At 69.9% G+C, this 22367-nt stretch carries 24 protein-coding genes; 7 read left to right on the plus strand and 17 right to left on the minus strand.

The genetic code is table 11. The annotated features are described in order from the left end of the window. Positions 1 to 40: 40 nt before the first annotated feature. From trxB to ACFVU2_RS09710, 5 genes are read right to left on the minus strand one after another with little or no spacing between them, the layout of a single operon-like run. Positions 41 to 1003: a thioredoxin-disulfide reductase gene (gene trxB, locus ACFVU2_RS09690; RefSeq protein ID WP_387873346.1), complete on the minus strand. Its 963-nt coding sequence runs from the start codon at positions 1001 to 1003 to the stop codon at positions 41 to 43. After that, positions 1000 to 1662, minus strand: coding sequence for an arsenate reductase ArsC (locus ACFVU2_RS09695; protein ID WP_387873347.1), 663 nt, complete (start codon positions 1660 to 1662; stop codon positions 1000 to 1002). Before ACFVU2_RS09695 ends, trxB begins: the two co-directional genes overlap by 4 nt. Positions 1663 to 1667: 5 nt before the next feature. After that, positions 1668 to 2081, minus strand: a complete 414-nt coding sequence (locus ACFVU2_RS09700) for an arsenate reductase ArsC (protein ID WP_387873349.1) — start codon at positions 2079 to 2081, stop codon at positions 1668 to 1670. Between the two features lie 54 nt (positions 2082 to 2135). Further along, the gene (locus ACFVU2_RS09705) at positions 2136 to 3047 is read right to left on the minus strand and encodes a metalloregulator ArsR/SmtB family transcription factor (RefSeq protein ID WP_387873351.1); all 912 of its coding nucleotides are present in this window, start codon (positions 3045 to 3047) and stop codon (positions 2136 to 2138) included. 36 nt (positions 3048 to 3083) lie between these two features. After that, positions 3084 to 4394, minus strand: a complete 1311-nt coding sequence (locus ACFVU2_RS09710) for an NAD(P)-binding domain-containing protein (protein ID WP_387873353.1) — start codon at positions 4392 to 4394, stop codon at positions 3084 to 3086. A gap of 83 nt (positions 4395 to 4477) precedes the next feature. On the opposite strand from ACFVU2_RS09710, the gene ACFVU2_RS09715 reads away from it, so the two are divergent. From ACFVU2_RS09715 to ACFVU2_RS09725, 3 genes are all read left to right on the plus strand, one after another. Continuing rightward, complete coding sequence (locus ACFVU2_RS09715) at positions 4478 to 4834, plus strand: ArsR/SmtB family transcription factor (RefSeq protein ID WP_387873355.1); 357 nt, start codon at positions 4478 to 4480, stop codon at positions 4832 to 4834. Positions 4835 to 4999: 165 nt separating this feature from the next. Further along, entirely contained in the window at positions 5000 to 5626 is a 627-nt protein-coding gene (locus ACFVU2_RS09720; RefSeq protein ID WP_387873357.1) for a GNAT family N-acetyltransferase, read from the plus strand. Positions 5627 to 5803: 177 nt separating this feature from the next. Beyond that, the gene (locus tag ACFVU2_RS09725; protein WP_387873358.1) at positions 5804 to 6418 is read left to right on the plus strand and encodes an HdeD family acid-resistance protein; all 615 of its coding nucleotides are present in this window, start codon (positions 5804 to 5806) and stop codon (positions 6416 to 6418) included. A 99-nt stretch (positions 6419 to 6517) separates the two neighbouring features. Here the strand turns inward: ACFVU2_RS09725 and ACFVU2_RS09730 are convergent, their stop codons facing one another. Together ACFVU2_RS09730 and ACFVU2_RS09735 are read right to left on the minus strand one after the other, a co-directional pair. Further along, positions 6518 to 8524, minus strand: a complete 2007-nt coding sequence (locus ACFVU2_RS09730) for a S9 family peptidase (protein ID WP_387873359.1) — start codon at positions 8522 to 8524, stop codon at positions 6518 to 6520. 9 nt (positions 8525 to 8533) lie between these two features. Beyond that, positions 8534 to 9304, minus strand: coding sequence for an SDR family oxidoreductase (locus ACFVU2_RS09735; protein ID WP_387873360.1), 771 nt, complete (start codon positions 9302 to 9304; stop codon positions 8534 to 8536). Positions 9305 to 9418: 114 nt separating this feature from the next. Between ACFVU2_RS09735 and ACFVU2_RS09740 the strand changes: the two genes are divergently transcribed. From ACFVU2_RS09740 to ACFVU2_RS09755, 4 genes are all read left to right on the plus strand, one after another. Continuing rightward, entirely contained in the window at positions 9419 to 9937 is a 519-nt protein-coding gene (locus ACFVU2_RS09740; protein WP_387873361.1) for an NfeD family protein, read from the plus strand. Then, positions 9934 to 10920, plus strand: a complete 987-nt coding sequence (locus ACFVU2_RS09745) for an SPFH domain-containing protein (protein ID WP_387873362.1) — start codon at positions 9934 to 9936, stop codon at positions 10918 to 10920. Before ACFVU2_RS09740 ends, ACFVU2_RS09745 begins: the two co-directional genes overlap by 4 nt. Continuing rightward, entirely contained in the window at positions 10917 to 11669 is a 753-nt protein-coding gene (locus tag ACFVU2_RS09750) for a glycerophosphodiester phosphodiesterase (RefSeq protein WP_387873363.1), read from the plus strand. Before ACFVU2_RS09745 ends, ACFVU2_RS09750 begins: the two co-directional genes overlap by 4 nt. 115 nt (positions 11670 to 11784) lie before the next feature. Then, a complete protein-coding gene (locus ACFVU2_RS09755; protein WP_387873365.1) occupies positions 11785 to 12156 on the plus strand; it encodes an RNA polymerase-binding protein RbpA in 372 nt (123 codons plus the stop codon). 26 nt (positions 12157 to 12182) lie between these two features. On the opposite strand, the gene lnt is transcribed toward ACFVU2_RS09755, so the two are convergent. The 10 genes from lnt to ACFVU2_RS09805 form a co-directional block, all read right to left on the minus strand. Then, the gene (gene lnt, locus ACFVU2_RS09760) at positions 12183 to 13733 is read right to left on the minus strand and encodes an apolipoprotein N-acyltransferase (RefSeq protein ID WP_387873367.1); all 1551 of its coding nucleotides are present in this window, start codon (positions 13731 to 13733) and stop codon (positions 12183 to 12185) included. A 57-nt stretch (positions 13734 to 13790) separates the two neighbouring features. After that, positions 13791 to 16223: a DEAD/DEAH box helicase gene (locus tag ACFVU2_RS09765; RefSeq protein ID WP_387873368.1), complete on the minus strand. Its 2433-nt coding sequence runs from the start codon at positions 16221 to 16223 to the stop codon at positions 13791 to 13793. Positions 16224 to 16232: 9 nt separating this feature from the next. After that, positions 16233 to 16985 carry a twin-arginine translocase subunit TatC gene (tatC, locus tag ACFVU2_RS09770; protein WP_387874419.1) on the minus strand — a complete coding sequence of 251 codons (753 nt, stop codon included), beginning with the start codon at positions 16983 to 16985 and terminating at the stop codon, positions 16233 to 16235. A 43-nt stretch (positions 16986 to 17028) separates the two neighbouring features. Continuing rightward, positions 17029 to 17250 carry a Sec-independent protein translocase subunit TatA gene (gene tatA, locus ACFVU2_RS09775; protein WP_387873370.1) on the minus strand — a complete coding sequence of 74 codons (222 nt, stop codon included), beginning with the start codon at positions 17248 to 17250 and terminating at the stop codon, positions 17029 to 17031. Then, positions 17250 to 17603 carry a hypothetical protein gene (locus ACFVU2_RS09780; RefSeq protein WP_387873372.1) on the minus strand — a complete coding sequence of 118 codons (354 nt, stop codon included), beginning with the start codon at positions 17601 to 17603 and terminating at the stop codon, positions 17250 to 17252. The genes tatA and ACFVU2_RS09780 overlap by 1 nt, the downstream gene beginning before the upstream one ends. Positions 17604 to 17612: 9 nt before the next feature. Continuing rightward, on the minus strand, positions 17613 to 18587 hold the full coding sequence (locus tag ACFVU2_RS09785) for a helix-turn-helix transcriptional regulator (protein ID WP_387873373.1): 975 nt from the start codon (positions 18585 to 18587) through the stop codon (positions 17613 to 17615). Further along, positions 18580 to 19614 (minus strand): helix-turn-helix transcriptional regulator, encoded by a 1035-nt coding sequence (locus ACFVU2_RS09790; RefSeq protein WP_387873375.1) that lies wholly within the window; start codon positions 19612 to 19614, stop codon positions 18580 to 18582. The genes ACFVU2_RS09785 and ACFVU2_RS09790 overlap by 8 nt, the downstream gene beginning before the upstream one ends. Positions 19615 to 19633: 19 nt before the next feature. Then, positions 19634 to 20536 carry a peptidylprolyl isomerase gene (locus ACFVU2_RS09795; protein WP_387873376.1) on the minus strand — a complete coding sequence of 301 codons (903 nt, stop codon included), beginning with the start codon at positions 20534 to 20536 and terminating at the stop codon, positions 19634 to 19636. A gap of 64 nt (positions 20537 to 20600) precedes the next feature. After that, on the minus strand, positions 20601 to 21614 hold the full coding sequence (locus ACFVU2_RS09800) for a tRNA (adenine-N1)-methyltransferase (RefSeq protein WP_387873378.1): 1014 nt from the start codon (positions 21612 to 21614) through the stop codon (positions 20601 to 20603). Further along, positions 21611 to 22333, minus strand: coding sequence for an HAD family hydrolase (locus ACFVU2_RS09805; protein ID WP_387873380.1), 723 nt, complete (start codon positions 22331 to 22333; stop codon positions 21611 to 21613). The genes ACFVU2_RS09800 and ACFVU2_RS09805 overlap by 4 nt, the downstream gene beginning before the upstream one ends. Positions 22334 to 22367: the final 34 nt, after the last annotated feature.

Raw genomic sequence — 22367 nt, forward strand, 5'->3', positions numbered from 1 at the left:
GAGGGCAGCCGGACGCGTTCTGTGCTCTGGGCGGCCGCCGTCACGCGGGGACCGCCGTCGACTGGCCGGTGACCGGGGCGCGCCCGGCGAGGTAGTGCTGGGCGTCGAGGGCGGCGGCGCAGCCCGTGCCCGCGGCGGTGACGGCCTGCCGGTAGCGACGGTCGACGAGGTCGCCGCAGGCGAACACGCCGGGCAGGTTGGTCGCGGTGGTGGGGTGGGCGACTTTCACATACCCGTCGGGGTCGAGGTCGACCTGTTCGGCGACGAGGGCGCTCCGGGGGTCGTGTCCGATCGCGACGAACAGGCCGGTCGCATCGAGCGTGTCGGGCTGTCCGGTGACGGTGTCGCGAAGGGTGAGCCCGTTGAGCTTGTCGTCCCCGTGGGCTTCGGCGATCCGGGTGTTCCACCGGACGGTGATCTTCGGGTTCGCGAGCGCCCGGTCTTGCATGATCTGGGAGGCGCGAAGTTCGTCGCGGCGGTGGATGAGGGTGACGGAGTTGGCGAACCGGGTGAGGAACATGGCCTCTTCCAGTGCGGAGTCGCCGCCGCCGGCGACGGCGATGTCCTGGTCGCGGAAGAATGCGCCGTCGCATGTCGCGCACCAGGAGATCCCGTACCCGGAGAGCCTGTCTTCACCGTCCACCCCGAGCTTGCGGTGCGCGGACCCCATCGCGAGGACGACGGCGTGCGCCTGGTAGGTGTCGCCGCCTCCGGTGGTGATGGTCTTGATGTCGCCGGTGAGGTCGACGGCGGTGGCGTCATCGTAGACGAGGCGGGCGCCGAAGCGTTCGGCTTGCTGGCGCAGGTTCTCCATCAGGTCGGGGCCTTGGATGCCGTCGATGAAGCCGGGGAAGTTCTCGACCTCGGTGGTGGTGACCAGGGCGCCGCCGATGTCGACGGAGCTGGTCAGCACGACCGGGTCCAGTCCGGCGCGGGCGAGGTAGATGGCGGCGGTGTAGCCGGCGGGGCCGGAGCCGATGACGACGACGTTCTCGACGCTCATGCGGGCGTCACCTCCAAGCTTTCCAGCAGCTCGCGCACGCGCTGCTCCACCTCGGTGCGGATCTGCCGCACCGTCTCGATCGACTGCCCGTTCGGGTCCTTCAGCTCCCAGTCCTGGTAGCGCTTGCCCGGGTAGATGGGACAGGCGTCGCCGCAGCCCATCGTGACCACGACGTCCGCGGCCTGCACGACATCGTCGGTCAGGGGCTTGGGGAACTCGCGGCTCATGTCCAACCCGACCTCGGTCATCACCTCGACCACGGCCGGGTTCAGCTCGTGGGCGGGCATCGACCCGGCAGAGCGAACGTGGATGCGGCCGCCGGAGAGTGCCTCGGTGAGGACGGCGGCCATCTGGGAGCGGCCGGAGTTCTGCTCGCACACGAACAGCACCTCGGGCCCGGTCACGGGGAGGGCGCCCTTGGCCTGGGCGAGTGCGGTGAGTCGTTCGGTGGCGAAATGGATGGTGCGGGTCGCCAGGTGCGCCTTCACGGTCGCGGTGCGCAGCAGGGCGGCGTAGGACTCCAGCACGTAGCGTTCGACGGTCTCCCGGTTGAAGATGCCCGCGAACTTGGCTGCCAGCTCGTCGGCGAGGCGGCGCAGATACTGTTCCGGGTAGGCGAGCTCTGGCTGGGCTCGGCGCCCCGTCGCGTCGATGGTCATGGGTCTCACACCGCCGCAGGGAGGAGCTCAGCGAGGAGATCCTGCACGCGCTGCTTGATGTCGTCGCGGATCGGGCGGACCTCCTCGACAGGCCGGCCGGCCGGATCGGTGAGCTCCCAGTCCTCGTAGCGCTTGCCGGGGAAGATCGGGCAGGTGTCGCCGCAGCCCATCGTGATGACGACGTCGGATTCCTTGACGGCTTCGGTGGTGAGGATCTTCGGCTGCTCGCCCGCGATGTCGATACCCTCCTCGGCCATGACCTGCACGGCGACCGGGTTGATCTGATCCTTCGGCTCGGAACCGGCGGAGAGGACCTCGACGCGGCCTCCCGAGAGCTCCCGCATGAATCCGGCGGCCATCTGGGAGCGGCCGGCGTTGTGGATGCAGACGAACAGGACGGTGGGGGTGGTGACGGTCATGATGCGGTCTCGCTTTCTCTCACAAGAAAGCATAGACGCACATCTATGGTTTCTCTAGTCGGTGGTCGTGGCGTTCACGAGCCGTTCACGAACGATGTGCTCCAGGAGGTCGCGGACCCGTCCTTCGATGTCGTCGCGGATCGCACGAACGGCGGTGATGGGCTGTCCGACGGGGTCGGGGATGTCCCAGTCCAGGTATTCGCGGCCGGGGTAGATCGGGCATGCGTCGCCACAGCCCATCGTGATCACATAGTCCGCCGCACGGACCGCCTCGTCAGTCAACGGCTTCGGGAACTCGCCGCCCAGGGGAGTTCCCACCTCATCGAGTACCGTCACGATCGTGGAGCGGACCGTGTCGGCGGGTTCGGAGCCGGCGGTGCGGACGATGACCCGGTCACCGGCAAGCTGCCGCAGGATCGCCGAGGCGAGCTGGGAGCGGCCGGCGTTCTGCACGCAGACGAACAGCACCTCCGGTTCCGCAGACCTCTCGCCACGCGCGCGCAGCACGGCGTCGAGCCGGGAGACGGCGAACGCACTGGTCAGCGAGGCCCGGTTCTTGCGGCCGTCGAGGCGGTCGAAACTGTCGCGCACATACTGGTCGATACTCTCAGGAGCGAGGATGCCCCGGTACCGCGTGGCGAGGTCGGTCACGATCCGGTCCAGGGCGGCCGCATCGTCGGAGGGCTGGTCTTCGTGGACGAGCTCGGCGACGCGGTCGACTTCGGCGGGGGTGATCGAATACCAGGCGGTGCGTCCGTCCTGGGCCCGGACCACCAGGCCCTCCTCGCGCAGCAACTTCAGGTGATGGGACACGGTGGGTTGCCGTAGCTCGAGCCGCTCGGCCAGCCGGGTGACCGACCCGCGACCGTCGGGCGCCTCCAGCAGGAGTCGCAGGATGCGCGCCCGCGTGGGATCGCTGATCCGCTTCAGGCTGCGTAGCGTGTCGACCTCCGGCGCCCCATCCATAGACGCCAGTCTATGCGGTTGGGGCGCCGGGTGTCACTAGGAGCAGCAGGAAGATCCGGTTGCGCCGGTGGAACACACCCCGGTCGCCGGGAGCACCAGCTGGACGTTGCTCGCCGCGGCGATGTCGCCGGCGAGGAAGGCGCTGATCGAGCGGACCTGCTCGTACCCGGTGGCGAGCAGGAAGGTCGGGGCACGGCCGTAGGACTTCATCCCGGCGAGGAAGAAGTTCGGTTCGGGCTGCTGCAACTCGGCGAACCCGTGCGGCTCGACGGTGCCGCAGGAGTGCAGGTTCGGGTCGATCAGTGGGGCGAGCCGCTTGGGTGCTTCGACGATGTCGTCGAGCCCGAGGCGGATCTCGCGCAGCATGTCGAGATTCGGGCGGAATCCGGTTGCGTTGACGACGACGTCGGTCTCGTGGTCCACGACCTCACCGGCGCGGTGCCCGGTGAGCCGGACGCCGACCGCGGCGGGGGAGAGGCGGAGGATCTCGAACCGGTCCAGCTGCTCGATGGCGCCTGCCTCGATCAGTCGCTCCACTCGCTGGCCGATCGCCGCACGAGTGGCGAGTTCATCATCCGGGGACGTGCTGACCCGGACGGCGGTCGCGTTGCGGATGAGCCAGGTGATCTGGGTCGCGGGCTCCTCGCGCTTGAGGGCGGCGAGGTTCAGCAGGGTGTTCGCGGCCGAGTGCCCGGCGCCGACGACGGTGACGCGTTTGCCCGCGAAGCGCGCCCGCTCGCTGCCGAGCACGTCGGGGAGGGCATGGGAGATGTGTTCGGCGACGGCGGGGAGTCCGAGCGGGTCGAGGCCGGAGGACGCCAGGCTGTTCGGGCTCAAGTAGGTGCCGGACGCGTCGATGACCGCCCGTGCCGTCACCTCCTGGACGCCGTCGGCGTCGGTGATCCGGAGCAAGAACGGGGTGTCCGCGCGGCCGGCGGTTCGCGTGCGGTCCATGCCCTCACGACTGACCGCGTCGACCGTCACCCCATAGCGGATGCGTGGCGCGATCGCTTCCAGCTGCGAGAGGGGTTCCAGGTAGGCCGCGACGAACTCCCCGCCACGGGGGAGCGCCTTGCCGTCCGGCACGGTCCGGCCGGCTGCTTCGAGGAGCCGCCGGCAGGCCGGGTCGATCAGGTGCTTCCACGGGGAGAAGAAGTGAATGTGCGACCACTTCTGAATACTGGAGCCCGCGTTCGCGCCCGTCTCGTAGATGACGAAGTCGATGCCGCGTTCGGCCAGGTTCGCGGCCGCGGCGAGCCCGATCGGGCCGGCGCCGATGATCGCGACGGGCAAGCCGTCGAGCCGGCTGCTTCGCGCAACTGGGGTGGTCAGGTCGATGAGTGTCATCGTCTCCTCCATTGAAGTTCTTCGATGCACCGAGTCTGACCTCATCCATCGACGTTTGTCAATATTTACACTAGGATGGGCCCATGAGCACTCTGGAAGCACTCCCTCTGACTCCGGTGGGCTCCTGCTGCACGCCCGTCACCGAGAACGTGCTCTCCGCCGAAGACGCCGAGGCGATGGCGATCGCGTTCAAGGCGCTCGGAGACCCCACCCGGCTCCGGCTGCTCTCGATCGTCGCCGCTGCCTCGGGGGAGGAGGCATGCGTGTGCGACCTGACCGAGCCCGTCGGCCTCAGCCAGCCCACGGTGTCCCACCATCTGAAGATCCTGATGGACGCCGGCTACCTGACCCGCTCCAAGCGCGGCACCTGGGCCTACTACAAGCTCGTCCCGGGCAGCCTGGATCGTGTCGCTGCACTCCTCGCCACCGCAACGGCCTGACCATCGCCTGGACAACCCCGGGAGGGGTACGGGCCGAGTTGCCATGTGATAATCACGGGTATCGGCCCTTCGCAACCTGACATAATGTGCATTATCAGCGAAGCAAACAAGCACAGCGCGTAGCCTGGGCTCACGTCCGCTCAGTACGAACCACGGAGGTTCCTGGTGCCGTTTCCCCGTCCCGACGAAGCCGTACCGGAGGTCCTGCGCACGGATGCGTTCCTCCTGCGACCGATCACCGCCGACGACGCGAAGGCCGACCACGAGGCCGTGATGCAGACGCGGGATCTTCTCCGGCTGTGGGAGCAGACGTCCTGGCCGGCGGACGACTTCACCGTGGCGGACAACCGCGAGGATCTCGTCGAGTTGGCGGAACGCCATTCTGCGGGCCGGGCGTTCACGTTCACCGTGCGGGATCCTGGAGACTCGCGCTGCCTCGGCTGCGTGTACATCTTTCCCCACGACGCCGCCTTCCTTGCTCGTGCGTCCGTGACCGCCCGCGGGAACGTCGACTGGGCGACGGTGGATGCCGTCGTGTACTTCTGGTTGCGCACGGGCTTCGCGGACGACGCATCGGATGCGAGCCTTCTCGACGCGCTGCGCCGCTGGTTCTCCGACACGTGGCATCTGACCCGCGTCGTCTACGTGACCAGCGAGCTCGTCACCCGTCAGACCGCACTCCTCGAGCAGGCCGGGCTCCCCGTCTGGTTCGAATTGCGTGAACCGGGCAAAGCGGCGCCCTATCGCGCATACGGGGATCCGGTGCCGCTCCCCCGCGCATCCGGCGATTGAAACGTATCAATGAACGCTCCCGAGAGACCGCAGGCCTGACGAATGGCGGGGTCGTCCGCGCCCGCTGGCCCACGCAGGACACGCCGTCGAACACGTGCCTTCGGCGGATCGCTCCGGAGCGCTAGTGTCGAGCCTGGAACGCATCCCCCGCGCGCCTACCACCGAAAGGGTTACCCGATGTCTGCCACCGATCCCGTCGACACCGTACTGCACGACTTCTCGCTCGACGCGAAGAACCTGACCCGCTCCGCCATCAACGGCATCCGTGCGACGATCGGCATCACCGGTGGCGTCGCCGTGATCCTCGGCATCGTGCTGCTGTTCTGGCCGGTCAAGACGATCGCCGTGCTGGCCGTCTTCCTCGGCATCTACTTCGTCGTGGCGGGCGTCATGCGCCTCGCTATCGGCATCTTCAGCAAGGGCATCGGCGGCGGTCTGCGCACGCTGAACATCCTGCTCGGCGTCCTGCTCGTCATCGCCGGCGTCGTCTCGCTGAAGAACGTCGCCACCGCCGCGGCCGTGCTCGTGATCTTCGCCATCGCCTTCGTCGGCGTCGGCTGGATCATCGACGGCGTCATGGCGCTGGCCGAGTCGGGCCGCACGCCCAACTCCGGCTGGGCGATCGCGTTCGGCATCCTGAGCATCCTGGCGGGCATCGTCGTGCTCGTCCTGCCGGCATCGTCCGCCGCGTTCCTCATCCTGTTCTCGGCGATCGCCCTCATCGTGCTCGGCGTCATCGGCGTGGTGCGCGCGTTCACGTTCGGGCGCGACGTGCTGGCCGCGGCCGAATAGTCGCACGCAGCCACAAACACAGCCACAGACACAGACACAGACGCAGAACGGCCCCGCCTCGAGAAGAAGCGGGGCCGTTCCGCGTGTGCCGCTCCCCCGCTAGGCGCTGTTGCGCACGGACGGCAGGTGCTTCGCCCACCACTCCAGAATGAGGTCGAACCGCTCCTGGCGGTGCCGCGGGCGTCCGCTGCGGCTGAGCTCGTGATCCTCCCCAGGGAAGACGACCAGCTCGGCCTCGGCGCCGTTGCGCTTCAGCGCGGCGTAGTAGCGCTCCGCCTGCGGCAGCGGGCACCGCAGATCCTGCTCCGAGTGCACGATCAGCGCGGGTGTCCGCACCTGGTCGACCACGGCCTGCGGACTCTGCGACCGCATCAGCTCGGGGTCGGTGCCGGTGTACTCGTCGCCGAAGAAGCTGCCGATGTCGCTCGTGCCGACGAAAGCGTCCGGGTCGAGGAATCCGCGCTCGACGATCGCCGCTGCGAAGCGGTGGTCGTGCGCGATCGTCCACGCGGTGAGGTATCCGCCGTACGACCCGCCCATGATCCCGACGCGCTCCGCGTCGGCGCCCGGGGTCGCAGCGACCGCTCCATCGAGGAAGTCGAGGACGTCGGTGAGGTCGACGGTGCCCATCCGCTGACGGATGACCCGGCCGTGCTCCTGCCCGTACCCCGCGGATCCGCGCGGGTTGCACATGGCGACCACGTACCCGGCGTCCACGTAGACCTGCGCCTCGTCGAACAGCGCGCCGGTGTAGGCCGCATACGGCCCGCCGTGGATGACGAGGAGCACGGGGTGCGGCCCCTCCCCCTCCGGCGCGAGCACCCAGCCGTGCACGGGGTACCCGTCGCGGGCGGTGATCGTCAGCGGGCGCGGCTCCACGATCCCGGTCGCCCGCAGCGGGGCCGAGAAGTCGGTGAGCCGGCGCACGCCGTCGGCCGTGAGCAGTGCCACGTCGCCCGCGGTCTCCGCGTCGGAGACGCTCAGGACGACGACGTCGCCGGCCGTCCCGACGCCGCCGACGACGGTGACGTCGTCGGTCAGCCGCGTCGCCGTGCCGTCGGCGGTCACCTCGGTGAGGACCAGCGCGCCGCGGCTGCGGTCGCGCACGAGCACGGAGTCGTCGCGGTAGGCGACGATGTCGGACTCGGTGAAGTCCAGGGTCTCGGCGTCGGTGAGCCGCCGCGGAGCCGCACCGGCGCCGTCGATGACGTACAGTGCGGCGTTCCGGCCGACGAAGTCGCGACCGCTCTCCCCCACGTCCTGCGCGGTGAAGTAGAGCGCGCCGTTCAGGCCGTAGGCGAGCTGGTCGGCGGAGAAGTCCCCGTGCGCCCCGGTCGCATCGACCGGGTCGCCCGAGCCCGTGGATCCGCCGACGGGGAGCAGGAACACGTTGGCGCGGAGGTCGTCGTCGCGGCTCTCATGGCGTGCGGAGACGAACGCGAGGGTCGCGCCGTCCGGCGAGAACGCGATCGAACCGTCGTCCCACGGGCCGTCGGTGAGCTGGGCGGCCTCCAGGACCGCGGCGACGGTGTCCGAGGAGCCGTCCGGCCGCGCGACCGGGGTCACGGCGGGCTCCGCCCACACATCCGGGACGGCGACCAGGAACACGTGGGCGCGACGGTCCGTGATGTAGCCGAGGCCGTTCGCCCGGTAGTTCAGCGTGTCGAACCGACGCGGCCGCTCGCTGCCCGGGTCGATCCCCTCGACCGTCCCGTACCGCCCCTGCTCGGGCACGCGGCTGACGAAGGCGATCGAGCGGCCGTCGGGCGCCCAGGCGAACTCCGAGACGCCGAGCTTCCGGTCCGTGACCTGCACCGGCTCGCCGCCGGCGGCATCCACCACGTACAGCTGCGGCGCGGACTTCGGCCCCGAGCGGACGAATGCGAGCAGCCGCCCGTCGGGCGAGAACCGCGGAGCCCCGTCGCGGAAGCCTCTGGTCAGACGCCGCGGGGCGGCGTGGCCGGTCAACGGGATGCTCCAGAGCTGCCCGACCGCGGCATCCGCCGCGAGGGAGGGGTGCGTCACCGAGACGACCGCGCGCCCGCCTCCGGGGTGCACGGTCGGAGCGGAGACACCGGTCAGGAGGTCGAGGTCGCTCGCCTTCATCGTCGCCCCTTACTCGTCGACCGGCGTGAAGCTGGAGACGTCTCCGACGAGCCGCGTGTGCCCGACCGGGACCGGGTCGACCGCCGCTGCCGCGACCTCGGCGGCGAACTCGCTGACGTTGTAGAGCTTGCCGGCCGCCTCCTTGCGCGCATCGATGGCACCCGGGTTCAAGCGGTTCAGGAGGGTCGCCGTGATGGTGCCCTCGATCATGTCGCCCGAGACGACGACGAACTCGACGCCCTTCTCCTCGAGTGCCGGGAGCTGGGCGCGCAGCGCGTCCTCGCCCGCACGCTTGCTCAGCGCCACGGCCTCGTACTCGGGCATGGTCGGCGTCGTGCGAATGAAGTGCGCCTGGTGACTGGTGACGAAGACGACACGCGAGCCGGCGCCGAGCAGCGGGAGCGCCGCCGCCAGCACGTTGACCTGCGCATCCCGGTTGAGCTGCATGGCGTAGTCCTCGGCCATGCCGGACTCCATGCCGCCGGAGGCGTTCAGCACCAGGATGTCGAGGCCGCCCCACTCGGCGGCCACGGTGTCGAGCATCGCGCCGACCGACGCCGGGTCGGTCAGGTCGGCTCCGACGGTGAGCGCGGTGGCGCCGTTCGCCCGCAGGGAGTCCGCGAGCTTCACCGCGCGGGCCTCCTTGTTGCGGTAGTTGATGACGACGCTCGCGCCGGCCTCGGCCAGGTACTGCGCGGTGTCGGCGCCGATCCCGCGGGACGAGCCGGTGACGAGGGCGCGCTTGCCAGCGAGCGAGCCGGGGGCGAGGGGGTTGGACACGAAGACTCCTAGAGTGTGCGGAAAACTGCATCCTGAGACTACCAAGTGGGTTCCGGCTGCTCGGTCCCGCACCTGATAACGTCGAGTCAGGACGCGCAGGGAAGGGGCCCGATCATGGACATCACATCCTTCGCATGGATCGCCTGGCTGGTGCTGATCCTCATCTTCATCATCATCGAGATGCTCACCCTCGACTTCGTCTTCCTGATGATCGCCGTCGGCAGTGTCGGCGGCCTGGTCTCCGGCCTCGTCGGCACCCCGTGGTGGGGTCAGCTGATCGTCGCCGCCGTGCTCTCGGTGCTGCTGCTGTTCTTCATCCGCCCGCCGCTGCTGCGTGTGCTCAAGCGCGGCGCCGATCCGGCCAAGAGCAACGTCGCCGCGCTGATCGGGATGGGCGGCCTCGTCGTCTCCACGGTCTCGCGCACCGGCGGCCTGGTGAAGCTCGCGGTCGGCGAGACCTGGACGGCCCGGCTCGCCACGGCTGCGGACGGCGCGATCGCGGTCGCCCCGCCGGCCGAGCTCGTTCCCGGCGAACACGTCGTCGTCCTGTCCATCGAGGGTGCGACGGCCGTCGTCACCCCTGCCCCGGTGTCCTCGGGCGCCGACGGCATCACCGAGAGGAGTGCATCGTGACCGACACCAGCCAGCTCGTCACGACCATCGTGGTCATCGTGATCATCGCGATCATCGCGATCTTCGTCCTGGTCACACTCTTCCGGGCGATCCGCATCATCCCCCAGGCGCGCGCCGGGGTCGTGGAGCGGCTCGGCAAGTACCACAAGACGCTCCTCCCCGGCCTCAACGTGGTCGTGCCGTTCATCGACAAGGTGCGTCCGCTCATCGACATGCGCGAGCAGGTCGTGTCGTTCCCGCCGCAGCCGGTGATCACGGAGGACAACCTCGTCGTCTCCATCGACACCGTCGTCTACTTCCAGGTGAACGACGCCCGAGCGGCGACCTACGAGATCGCCAACTACCTCGGCGCCGTCGAGCAGCTCACCACCACCACACTCCGCAACGTGGTCGGCGGGCTCAACCTCGAGGCCGCGCTGACCAGCCGCGACAACATCAACGGCCAGCTGCGCGTCGTCCTCGACGAGGCCACCGGCAAATGGGGCATCCGAGTATCCCGCGTCGAGCTGAAGGCGATCGACCCGCCCCTCTCCATCCAGGACTCGATGGAGAAGCAGATGCGTGCCGAGCGTGACCGCCGCGCCGTCATCCTCACCGCCGAGGGCACCAAGCAGTCCGAGATCCTCAACGCCGAAGGGCGCCGGCAGGCGGCGATCCTGAGCGCGGAGGGCGACGCGAAGGCGGCAGTGCTGCGGGCGGAGGGCGAGGCGAAGGCCATCACGACCGTGTTCGGCGCCATCCACGAGGGGAACCCGGACAACCTCCTGCTCGCCTACCAGTACCTGCAGACCCTGCCCAAGATCGCCGAAGGCCCGGCCAACAAGCTCTGGATCATCCCGAGCGAGCTGACCGATGCGCTCAAGGGCATCGGCCAGGCGTTCGGCGAGAAGGGTGCCGCCGCTGCGGCTGCGGCTGCAGGTGCGGGCGAAGGCGCGGCAACGGGAACCCCCGCTCCCCCGGCTCCCCCCGCTCCCCCGGCGTGAGCTTCCTCGACGGCCCGCGGCCGCGCGTGATCGCGCACCGCGGGCTGGCCATCGACGCGCCGGAGAACACGCTGCTCGCGTTCCTGAAAGCGCTGAACGCGGGTGCCACCCATCTGGAGACCGACGTCCACGCGTCCGCCGACGGGGTCGCCGTGATCAGCCATGACCCCGGGCTGGACCGCGTGGCGGGTCGCCCCGGGCGCGTGGACGGCATGCTGATGAAGGAGCTGCGCCGCGTCGAGCTCGGGCACGGCCAGCAGTTCGCCTCACTCGCCGAGGCCCTCGACGCGTTCCCCGAGGCGCGGTTCAACATCGACGTGAAGGACGAGCGTGCTGCCGCGTCGACGGTGACGGCGATCCGGGAGGCGCGCGCGACGGACCGCGTCCTCATCACCAGCTTCTCGAAGGCGCGCCGCCGCGCGGTCGCCGACGAGCTCCCCGGCGTCGCCACCTCGCCCTCCGTGCCGGAGTTCGCTCCCGCACTCGCCGCGGCGAAGGCGGGGCTCACTCCCCTCGTGCGCCGGTCCCTGCGCGGCTTCGCCGCCGTCCAGGTCCCCGAGCGCCAGGGCGCGGTGCGCGTCGTCAGCGCCCGCACCGTCCGCGCCATCCACGCCGCCGGCGCCGAGGTCCATGTGTGGACGGTCGACGACCCCGCCGACATGGCCCGGCTGCTCGATCTCGGGGTCGACGGGATCGTCTCCGATCGGTGCGATCTGCTGGCTGACCTGGTCTCTTCCCGTCGCAGCTGACCTGGGAGTCTTCTGGGAGGCTGTGAGCGTCCTGAGAGAAGGGGCGGCCCGGAAAGACAATCCCCAGCTTGACGGTTTATAACTGTGAGGATTCGCGCGAAGAGGAGACCACACGATGGCAGATCGCAGTTTGCGCGGAATGAGGCTCGGCGCCCAGAGCTTACAAAGTGAAGAAGGCGTCGTCTACTCTCCGCGTACCCGTTACACCTACCTGTGCCCCGAATGCGGCAAAGAGACCGAGACCGTGTTCTCGTCCGAGGCCGAGGCACCCGACACCTGGGAGTGCCGCCACTGCGGCCACGAAGCCCGGAGACTGGTCGGCGACACCCCTGTCGAGGTCGACCACTCCGACGTCAAGGCGCCGCGCAGCCACTGGGACATGCTCCTGGAGCGCCGCACACGCGCTGAGCTGGAAGAGCTGCTGGAGGAGCGTCTGCAGTACCTGCGGGCGCGCCGCGGCACCGGGGAGCGCAAGCACAGCGCCTGACCCCACCGGCGACCCGAAGGCCGCTCTCACCGCATCGGTGGGAGCGGCCTTCTCCCGTCCGGGGCCGGGTTGCGGCGCGCACCGGCGGCGATCAGCAGCCCGAAGAGGCCGAGACCGGCGACCAGGAACTCGATGCCGCGACTGAGCAGGGTGGCCGGGGTGGTGGTCGTGCCCAGCGGCACGTCCGCGATCATGTGGCCCGGGGTGAACGGCGGGATCTCCGAGATGGTCCGCCCGTCGGGCGCGATGATCTGGCTGCTGCCCACCGTCGAGATGTTCACGAGGGCGCGACCCGACTCGATCGCCCGCAGCCGGGCGATGGCGAGCTGCTGCTGGTTCTCGTCCGTCTGGCCGAAGTCGGCGTTGTTGGTCTGCGCCAGGATGACCTGGGCGCCGCCCTTCATCATGTCGGTCAGCAGCTGGTCGTCGACGATGTCGAAGCAGATCGAGATGCCGGCCCGCACGCCGTCGATGTCGAACACGTTGTCGCGGGTGCCCGGGGTGTAGTCGCGACCGATGAGGTCGATCAGGTCCGGGGCGAACGGCCGCCAGAACGCGCGGTCCGGCACGTACTCGCCGAACGGGATGGGGTGCTTCTTGTCGTAGTAGTCGACGGCCCCCTTGCCTGCCTCCCATTGCAGGGACGTGTTGAAGTACTTGCCGTCGCGGTACGTGATCGTGCCGACGACGAAGGTCGCGTCCATCGAGCGGCTCAGCGCGTCCAGGATCGCGGCAGACGACGGATCCCGGGTCGGGTCGGGTTGGGCGACGCCTTCGGGCCACACCACGATGTCGGCCTTCTCGTGCGCGATCTTCAGCGTCTCGGCCACCTGCGAGTCGAGCACCGCACCCTCCGGCGCGTCGTCGAAGTAGCCGGCGGGACCGTTGCCCTGCACGGCCGCGATGCGCGTGGTCCCGTGCGTCGGCGTCGGCCAGGCGGGGATCACCAGCACGAGGGCGACGGCGCCGATCGCCAGGACACCCCGCGAGACGGCACGCAGGTCGATCGCGAACGCCAGCTCGACGAGCAGGGCGACCAGCCACACCATCACGAAGCTCAGCCCGGAGATGCCGAGCCAGGCCGCCAGGGGGGCGAACGGGCTCTCGGACTGCGACTCCGCCACCCGCCCCCAGGAGAAGCCGCCGTACGGCCAGTTGCCGGTCACGTACTCCCGCAGCACCCAGAGACCCGCCACGATGACGGGAAGCAGCCCTGCACGGCCCCACAGGCCCGGCCACGCGCGCGGGACCCAGCGGTAGGCCAGCGTGATCAGGATGCCGCCCACGCCCCAGAAGAGCGCCTCCAGCGTCGCGAGGGCCACCCACGGGATCGGCCCGAGGTAGAGGGCCGTCCACGCCACGTGGACGAGGTAGAACGACTCCCCCGCCAGCCACCCGATCAAGAACGCCGAGCCCGCACGTCGTCCGCGCAGAGCGAGCAGCACCATCCCGATGCCGACGAAGGTCAGCGGCCACCAGTCCTTGTCCGGGAAGCCCGCGTCGAGCACGGGGCCGGCGGCGACCGCCACGACCACGGCGAGCCAGAGCGGGAGCGGGGCACGGGACGTTCGGGTCACGAAGGGAGAGCCTATGGCATCCGGCTCGGGGTCCCGCTCAGGCAACCGGGCCAGGCCTCACGCGACGGCGGAGTACGCGACGATGCCACGACGGATCGCGTCGAGCGCCTGACGCGCGGTGCGGCCGACGTTGCCGGGTGCGACGAGCGAGAGCTGGTCGAGCAGGTCGATGGTCTGCTTCGTCCAGCGCACGAAGTCGCCCGCCGCCATATCGGCCTCGCGCAGCACCGAGTCCAGCGCGCCTCCGCGCGCCCACTGGTACATGGCCAGGGCGAGCGCCGTCGACGGCGGCTCGCTGCCCGCGAGCCGGTTCTCGCGCTCCAGGTCGTCGAGGCGGCTCCACAGCTCGATCGTGCGATCGAGCGCCGGGCGGAACGCGCCGCGCGGGAGGGAGCGCTCGTGGGCGAGGCCTTCGTCGCGCCGCGGTTCGAACACGAGGGCGCAGGCCATCGCCGCGAGGCTCGGCGCGTCGAGCTCCTTCCAGGCGCCGCGGCGCAGGCACTCCGCCACCAGCAGATCGCGCTCCCCGTAGATGCGCTTGAGGGTGCGCCCGTGCACGGTCAGTGCGATACCGGACTCCTCCTCGGCGAGGTAGCCGAGCTCCAGCAGCACGTCGGACACCCGGTCGAACACCTTGGCTACAGCGCCGGTGCGCGACTGGATCTGCGCGCTCAACCGGTCCGTCTCACGCTTGAGCTTCCACCACCGCTCCGCCCATCGGGCGTGCTTCTCGCGGTCGGGGCAGCGGTGGCAGGGGTGGTCCTTCATCCGCTTGCGCAGCGCTGCCAGCTGCCGTTGCCGCTTGTCGCGGTCGGCGCGGGAGGCGTTGTCCAGCTTGGCGCCCTTGCGTTCCAGGTCGGTCAGCTCGCGACGGATGCGCGAGTACTCGCGGAAGTCGCCGAGGTGGCACGTCATCGCCTCCTCGTACCCGGTGAGCGACTGCTCCTGCTGCCGGACCTTGCGGGCCAGGTCGACCACGGCGCGGTCCGCCTGGAACTGCGCGAACGACGACTCGAGGATCTCGCGCGTCCGGGCACGCCCGAACTGGTCGATGAGGTTGACGGCCATGTTGTACGTCGGCCGGAAGCTGGAGTTCAGCGGGTAGCTGCGACGGGAGGCCAGCGACGCCACCGACTGCGGGTCCAGGCCGTCCTCCCACTGGATGACCGAGTGGCCTTCCACGTCGATGCCGCGGCGCCCGGCGCGTCCGGTGAGCTGGGTGTACTCGCCCGGCGTGATCGGCACCCGGGCCTCGCCGTTGAACTTCTCGAGCTTCTCCAGCACGACCGTGCGCGCCGGCATGTTGATGCCGAGCGCGAGGGTCTCCGTCGCGAAGACGACCTTCACCAGCTTGCGGCGGAACAGCTCCTCGACGACCTCCTTGAAGGCCGGGAGCATCCCCGCGTGGTGGGCGGCGACTCCCCGCTCCAGCCCCTCCAGCCACTCCCAGTAGCCGAGCACCGCGAGGTCCTCGTCGAGCAGGGTGCGGCAGCGCTCCTCCACGATCGCGCGGATCTCGTCCCGTTCGTGCTTCTCGGTCAGGCGCACGCCCGACCGCAGGGTCTGGCGCACCGCCGCGTCGCAACCGTTGCGGCTGAAGATGAAGAAGATGGCGGGCAGGAGGTTGCGCTCGCGCAGCAGCTCCACGAACGCCGCGCGCTCCATCCGGAACGAGTCCGGCCGGCCGCCCTTCGAGTGGTAGCGGCCCACGTCGCGGGTCTGCCTGCTGCTCAGCACCCGCCCGCCGTAGCGTGCCATCTGGACGAGCTCGGGGTTCACCCGGTTCGTCGCGGCGAGTCCCGACGAGTCGAACAGGTCGATTAGCTTCGACCGCATGAGGATGTGCTGCTCCAGCGGGACTGGCCGCTCCTCCGAGACGATCACGTCCGTCTCGCCGCGCACCGCCTGCAGCCAGTCGCCGAACTCCTCGGCGTTCGACACCGTGGCGCTGAGCGAGACCATCCGGACCTCCGACGGGAGGTGGATGATGACCTCCTCCCAGACGGCGCCGCGGAAGCGGTCGGCGAGGTAGTGCACCTCGTCCATCACCACGTAGGCGAGGTCGGAGAGCAGATCGGAGTCGGCGTAGAGCATGTTGCGCAGCACCTCGGTCGTCATCACGACGATGCGCGCGTGCGAGTTGATGTTGGTGTCGCCGGTGAGCAGGCCGACCGACTCCGCCCCGTACGCCTCCACGAACTCCTGGAACTTCTGGTTGCTCAGCGCCTTCATCGGCGTGGTGTAGAACACCTTCGCGTTGGCCTCGCGCATGGCGAGGAAGACGGCGAACTCCGCCACGATCGTCTTCCCCGCGCCCGTGGGGGCGGCGACGAGCACACTGCGGCCCTCCTCCAGGCTCGCGCAGGCCTGCCGCTGGAACGGGTCGAGGTCGAAGCGCAGGCCGGCGCGGAAGGTCTCGATGAGCGGCTGGCTGGCGCGCTGACGAGAGGCGGCGAAACGCTCGGCCGGGGAGAGCTGCTGGTCGGTCACCCGTCCAGACTATGCCGCCAGCTCGGCCTCCAGCCGATCCGCGACCTTCGCCGCGCGGCGGTCGTGCAACCAGGCGACCCCGTAGGCGGCGAAGTACAGCCCGACCATCGGGATGGCGAGCAGGAACATCGAGAGCACGTCGGCCGCCGGCGTGGCGATCGCGGTGAACAGCACGATCAGGATGAGCGCCCAGCGCCACGAGGCGATGATGGACTTCGCGCTCAGGATCCCGATGAAGTTGAACAGCACCAGGAACACCGGCAGCACGAAGGCGATCCCGACGGCGAGCACCAGCTTCATGATGAAGTCGAAGTACGTCTTCGCTCCGATGATCGCGGCGTCCTGCTCGGGCGCGAAGCTCGTGAGCAGGCTGACGATGTGCGGGACGAGCATCCAGCCGACGATGCCGCCCGCGATGAACAGCGGGACGGCGGTGAAGAAGAAGCCGAAGGCGTACTTCAGCTCTTTGCGTGTCATGGCCGGCACGAAGAAGGCCCAGATCTGGTACAGCCAGACCGGGCTCGAGATGATCGCGCCGATCGTCACCGCGACCTGCATCTTCAGGTCGAAGGCACCCGTGATGCTGTCGTAGTTGAGAGTCGCGTCCCGGCCCTGCTGCTCGGCGATCTGGGTGATCGGGCCGCGCAGGGCGTCCATGACGAAATCGGCGAGGAACCAGCCGATGACGGCGCCGACGAGGAGGGCGAGCGCCGACCGGAAGAGGCGTTTGCGAAGCTCGACGAAGTGCTCTGCGAGCGACATCCGCCCTTCGCGGTTCTTGCCTCGCTTGGTGGAGGCCACCGCGTTACGGCTTCGGCTTCGTCTCGGCCGACGAGTCCGTGGCCGGCGACTCGGTCGAGGCGTCGGCGTCCTTGCCGTCCTTCTTCATCTCGTTGACCTCGCCCTTGAAGATGCGCATCGACTGGCCGATGCTCTTCGCCAGGGCGGGGAGCTTCGGCGCGCCGAAGAGGAGCAGGATCACTGCGAGGATGATGAGCAGATGCCATCCGGTGAGTCCACCGAGCATTATGGAGTCCTTCGAGTCACGTGTTCAAAGCGCGAGGGGTCCGCTTTGATGAGAAGCTTACCTCGCCGCACGCGCGCATCCCTGCGAGCTTGCTTTGCGAACTCGCGGTCGGCTCGGGCCTGGGTGCGCTCCTGACGGAGCTCGGCGGCGTCGGCGAACACGGCGGAGTGGAACCTCTCTTCGCGCAGATCGTCCACCCGCACCTGCAGCACTTCGGCCTTCTCGATCAGCGCGGATGCCTCTCCGGCGGCCGCCATCAGCTTGCGGAACAGGCTCCAGGCGAAGTACGCGAGCATGCCGAGCAGACCGAGCACCAGCACGGTCCAGATCACCAGCCACGACCACCACGGCATGCGGAAAGCCTACCGGTACCGCTCTGCTCCGCCCGCCGCCCACTCGGCCACCACGCGTCGCGCCTCGGGCGGGTCGAGCACGGTGAGCACCCCGGAGAGGCCGCCGACGAGCCGCTTGAGGCCGTGGAAGTGCGCGACTCGGACACTCGTGCGCACCACGCCGTCGTGCTCGCGCCGCTCGGCGCCGTCGGGGATGTAGTCCTCGATCAGCGGCACCGCGGACGCCGAGACCTCGATCGTGACGAGCTGGTCGTCCGGCGTCCCCTCGAAGAGCGTCTCGGGCAGCGTCACGTCGCCCGGGCGGTAGGCGATGGGCACGTCCGTCGCCGTGAGCCCCTCGATCCGGTCGAGCCGGAACGTGCGCAGGGCGGTGCGGGCATGGTCCCAGCCGCGCAGGTACCAGTCCTGGTCGATGGACTCCACCCGCAGAGGGTCGACCCGGCGGCGCTCTCTCTCGCCCCGGGAGTTGCGGTAGTCGAAGTCGAGGCGCGTTCCGGCGACGACCGCATCGCGGATCACCGCCAGAGCCTCGTCGGTCTCGGACCGCGCGACGGCCACCTCGCTCGGAGCCCCGGAGGCGCCCCGGGCGAGCTTCGCCATCAGCGAGCCGATCACATCGCGGTCGCCGTTCTCGGGGAGGGAGGTCAGATACTGGAGGCCGGCGATGAGCGCTGCCGCCTCGCGGGCGGAGAACCGCGGCGAGTCGTCGATCGCGACCTGGTGCGTGAGCACGATCCGGTCGTTGTCCTCGAAGTCGTCCCAGGCGATGTCGAAGAGGTCCCCGGGCTGGTAGGCGTTCGTCTCACCCGGGATGCCCGACACCGCGATCAGCCGCACCGCCTCGCGCAGCTGCTCGGGCTCGACGCTGAAGTGCGCGGCGGCCTCGGCCACGCTCACGCGGTCGCGGTCCATCAGATACGGGACGAGGGCCAGCAGGAAGGCGAGCTTGTCCTGCGCCTGCATCGGACGGCGTCGCTCAGCCATCGTGCTCCTCCCCTGCGCCGTGGGCGCGCGCTGTGGCGAGCAGCCTCTCCAGAACCTGGTCACGCAGCTCCGGCGGCGAGACGACCAGCACCTCGGGCCCGAAGCTCGCGAGCTGGTCGGCGAGGATGTTGATGTCGGAGAAGTTCACCGTGAGGCTGAAGGCCTCACCCTCTCCGTGCGCCGGAACCGCGTCCCCGTATCGCTTGCGCAGCCGGGTCGCCGCATCCGTGCCCGCATCGACGCGGATCTCGGCGACGTTCGCCTCCCAGATCGCGGCGAGATCGGCGAGGGCGCGCTCGGCGAAGCCGTCGCCCTCGGGCTCGAAGGTGCGGTTGGTGACCTTGACCGGGCCGACCATGCGCGAGAGGAGGAACGTGCGTGAGCCCTGCGCATCCTGATCGATGCCCTGCAGATGCCAGCGTCCCTGGTGCTGCACGAGCGCGAGCGGTGCCACCGTGCGCAGCCGCGATGCCGTCTCACCGGGCTTCAGGTACGGGAACTGGACGATCGCGTGACGCTCGAGCGCCTGGCTGAGCGGCTCGAACGCCGCCTCCCGCACACGCAGCCGCGGGGCGTAGCCGACGATCGGTTCGTCCGCCTCCACGCCGAGCGAGCGCAGCTTCATGAGCGCGCGGCGCGACTCCCCCGACAGGGATCCCTCGCGCCAGACCGTCGCGGCCAGACCGAGCAGCGTGATCTCCTCCGGGGAGAAGACGACGTCCTGCGGCAGGTCGTACGCACCCTTCGGGATGCGATAGCGCAGCAGCTGGTTGTTCCCCGACGCCTCGGGCGACTCCACGGTCTCCAGCGGGACGCCCAGTTCGCGGATGTCGTCCTTGTCGCGCTCGAACTGGCGCTCCAGGCTGCTGTTGTCGCCGTGCGCCGCGAAGCGCTGGCGATACCCCTGGACGGTCGACAGGATCTCGTTCTTCGTCAGCCCCGTCTCCGTCGCGAGCAGCGCCAGCACAAGGCTGAACAACCGCTCCTCGACGGGGACGCGCGACGGCGAGGACGAGGATTTCGGCACCCGTCCATCCTAGTCGCGGCTAGCGGACTCCGAGGATGTCGACGACCCACGCCGCGGCGGGGAACGCGCTGTCCTTGGGCGTCTCGATGACGACCTGCGAGCCCACCTTCTGGCCGACGAGCTCCTTCAGCATGGCCTGCGGGAGGACGGAGCTGCTCTGGTTCTGGAGCGAGCTCTGACCGGTGGCGATATCGACGAGATCCGGGGAGGTCGTCCAGCTGCTCGTGACGACGTTCTTCTGCTCCCAGCCCACCGCGGTGTACTGCAGGACCGCCTGGCTGTCCTTCTTGACCACGGCGCCGTCGCCCTCCTTGAGGAGTTCGCTGCGCACCTTCGTGGGCGCCGAACCCGACGACGGGATGGTGATGCCGGGCTGACCGGTCGGCGCGAGCACCACGGTCGGGAAGCCGGAGACCGAGGGACGCACCGCGCCGTCGGCGGCCGGGAGGTAGGCCTTGACCACGTCGATCACGTAGATCGGGGACGGCGAGCCGGAGCCCGCATCCGCACCGGAGTCCTTCGGGGAGACGACGATCGCGACACGCGAGCCGACCGGGGCGCAAAGGAGGCCCTTGCTGACGGCGTCGGTGCCGGTCGCGTAGAGCTGCTTCGACGAGCTGCTGCCCGCGACCTCGCCGGTCTCGCCGTTGACCACGCTGTACGTGACCTCGAGCATCTGGTTGCGCTGCACCTTCTCGCCCGTGCCCTCGGTGAGGATCGTGCGCTGCGAGGTGGTCGTGTCGACCGGCGCGGGGACCTTCACCGTCGGCGTGCTTCCGAGCTTGCCGGTCGCGGTGACCAGGTCGGAGGCCTTGCCCGACGGGAGTGCCCCGTCGCAGCTCGCGTTCGGGTTCGACGAACAGCCGGTCAGCGCGACGGCCAGAAGGCCGGCGGCCACGACGAGTGCGGTAGCTCTGCGCACGGGTCCTCTTTCGATGCGAATCGGTGGGGAGGCCGTCAGGTACGAGACCGACGACCTCCTCATGCTAGTCGACGGTCGGGGCGTCCTCGTCCGCACCGTCGCGGGCCTTGGCGAGCTCGGCGCTCGTCGCGGCCTCCCGCACCCGCTTGCGCAGGCTCTTGGGGCTGGACTGCCGCTCGCCGAGCGCGCCCGGCGTCCAGGCCTCGACATCGGCGTCGGAGTAGTCGCTCTTCGACGGACGGCGCTTGAGCTCGGGCAGCACGGTGTCCGGCGCGAGGCGGCGCGCGGTGAGCAGGAAGCCCGTGTGCGCGATCATCCGGTGGTCCGGGCGCACGGCGAGACCCTCGACGTGCCAGCCGCGCACCATCGTCTCGCTCGACTGCGGGTGCGTGTAGTGCCCGGTCGCGCGGATCGCCTCGGCGACGCGGGAGAGCTGCGTCACGGTGGCGACGTAGCAGATGACGACGCCGCCGGGCTTGAGCGCCGAGGTCACCGCCTCCAGCGTCTCCCAGGGCGCGAGCATGTCGAGCACGACGCGGTCGACGGTGCCGGGCTCCACGGCGGCGGGCAGCGCCTCCTGCAGGTCGCCGACGGTGACCGTCCAGTTCGCCGGGTCCGAGCCCAGGAACGTCGCCGCGTTGTCCCGTGCGACGTCTGCGAACTCCTCGCGCCGCTCGAACGAGTGCAGGCGGCCCTCCGGGCCGATCGCCCGCAGGATCCAGAGCGAGAGCGCGCCCGAGCCGACGCCCGCCTCGACGACGGTCGCGCCCGGGAAGATGTCGGCCAGCGCGAGGATCTGCGCGGCGTCCTTCGGGTAGACGATGGCTGCGCCCCGCGGCATCGACATGACGAAATCGGTGAGGAGCGGGCGCAGCGCCAGGTGCTCGACGCCTGCGTTGTTCGCGACGACGGAGCCGTCCGGCAGGCCGATGATCGCATCGTGCTCCAGCACGCCGCGATGGCTGTGGAACAGTTTGCCCGGCACCAGCGTGATGGTGTTCATCCGGTTCTTCGGGCCGGTCAGCTGCACGCGGTCGCCCGCGCGGAACGGGCCGGAGCTGCGGGGGGTCTCGTTCATCGGGATGCCTCTGCCTTCGGAGTCTGTGTGCGCGCCGCGGCGACCGCGGCGATGTCGTCGGCCGTGCGACCGGCGAGGGTGGTCCAGAGAGTGTGCTCGTCCGACTCCGGGATCGGCACGATGTGCGGTACGCCGATGGCCATCGCCCCCGACGCCACCGCCGACGCGAGGCCGACCAGCGAGTCCTCGATCGCGACCGCATCGCGCGGATCGATCTCCAGCAGCCGCGCGGCACGGAGGTACGGCTCGGGATGCGGCTTCGGCTGCTCCACCTCGTCGCCGCTGACGATGAGGTCGAACGCGTCGAACGGGATCTGCGCCACGATCTGCTCCGCCATGCGCCGCACCGACATCGTCACGAGCGCGGTGCGCACGCCCCGCTCGCGCAGCGACGACAGCAGCTCGCGCGCTCCGGGCCGCCACGGGACGCCCTCGGTCTCGAGCTTGTGCTGCACCCGGTCGGTCAGCCACGAGACGATCGCGTCCGCCTCCATCTCCACGCCGTGCGAGCGCAGGATCTCCGCCGACGTCCAGAGGCCCTGGCCGACGAGCAGCAGCGCGTCGTCGTGCGTCCAGTGTCCGCCGAAGGAGGAGACCAGCTCCTCCTCGGAGGCCATCCAGTACGGCTCGGTGTCGACCAGGGTGCCGTCCATGTCCCAGAGCACGGCGGCCGGGAGGTGCGAGCGGTCGGAGGCGGTGGCGGGGAGCGGTGAGGTCACGGGCCACAAGTCTATCCGCACGCGCTCGGGCCTA

This window comes from Leifsonia sp. NPDC058194 (assembly GCF_042883605.1).
GTDB lineage: Bacteria > Actinomycetota > Actinomycetes > Actinomycetales > Microbacteriaceae > Leifsonia.

Bases quoted from the DNA above. Each gene is read 5' to 3' on its own strand.
- ACFVU2_RS09710 (WP_387873353.1), bottom strand. From the start codon at position 4,394: ATGACACTCATCGACCTGACCACCCCAGTTGCGCGAAGCAGCCGGCTC.
- tatC (WP_387874419.1), bottom strand. From the start codon at position 16,985: ATGTCGCTCGCAGAGCACTTCGTCGAGCTTCGCAAACGCCTCTTCCGG.
- ACFVU2_RS09780 (WP_387873372.1), bottom strand. From the start codon at position 17,603: ATGCCGTGGTGGTCGTGGCTGGTGATCTGGACCGTGCTGGTGCTCGGT.
- ACFVU2_RS09785 (WP_387873373.1), bottom strand. From the start codon at position 18,587: ATGGCTGAGCGACGCCGTCCGATGCAGGCGCAGGACAAGCTCGCCTTC.
- ACFVU2_RS09800 (WP_387873378.1), bottom strand. From the start codon at position 21,614: ATGAACGAGACCCCCCGCAGCTCCGGCCCGTTCCGCGCGGGCGACCGC.
- ACFVU2_RS09700 (WP_387873349.1), bottom strand. From the start codon at position 2,081: ATGACCGTCACCACCCCCACCGTCCTGTTCGTCTGCATCCACAACGCC.
- ACFVU2_RS09755 (WP_387873365.1), top strand. From the start codon at position 11,785: ATGGCAGATCGCAGTTTGCGCGGAATGAGGCTCGGCGCCCAGAGCTTA.
- ACFVU2_RS09695 (WP_387873347.1), bottom strand. From the start codon at position 1,662: ATGACCATCGACGCGACGGGGCGCCGAGCCCAGCCAGAGCTCGCCTAC.
- ACFVU2_RS09740 (WP_387873361.1), top strand. From the start codon at position 9,419: ATGGACATCACATCCTTCGCATGGATCGCCTGGCTGGTGCTGATCCTC.
- trxB (WP_387873346.1), bottom strand. From the start codon at position 1,003: ATGAGCGTCGAGAACGTCGTCGTCATCGGCTCCGGCCCCGCCGGCTAC.
- tatA (WP_387873370.1), bottom strand. From the start codon at position 17,250: ATGCTCGGTGGACTCACCGGATGGCATCTGCTCATCATCCTCGCAGTG.
- ACFVU2_RS09715 (WP_387873355.1), top strand. From the start codon at position 4,478: ATGAGCACTCTGGAAGCACTCCCTCTGACTCCGGTGGGCTCCTGCTGC.
- ACFVU2_RS09725 (WP_387873358.1), top strand. From the start codon at position 5,804: ATGTCTGCCACCGATCCCGTCGACACCGTACTGCACGACTTCTCGCTC.
- ACFVU2_RS09705 (WP_387873351.1), bottom strand. From the start codon at position 3,047: ATGGATGGGGCGCCGGAGGTCGACACGCTACGCAGCCTGAAGCGGATC.
- ACFVU2_RS09730 (WP_387873359.1), bottom strand. From the start codon at position 8,524: ATGAAGGCGAGCGACCTCGACCTCCTGACCGGTGTCTCCGCTCCGACC.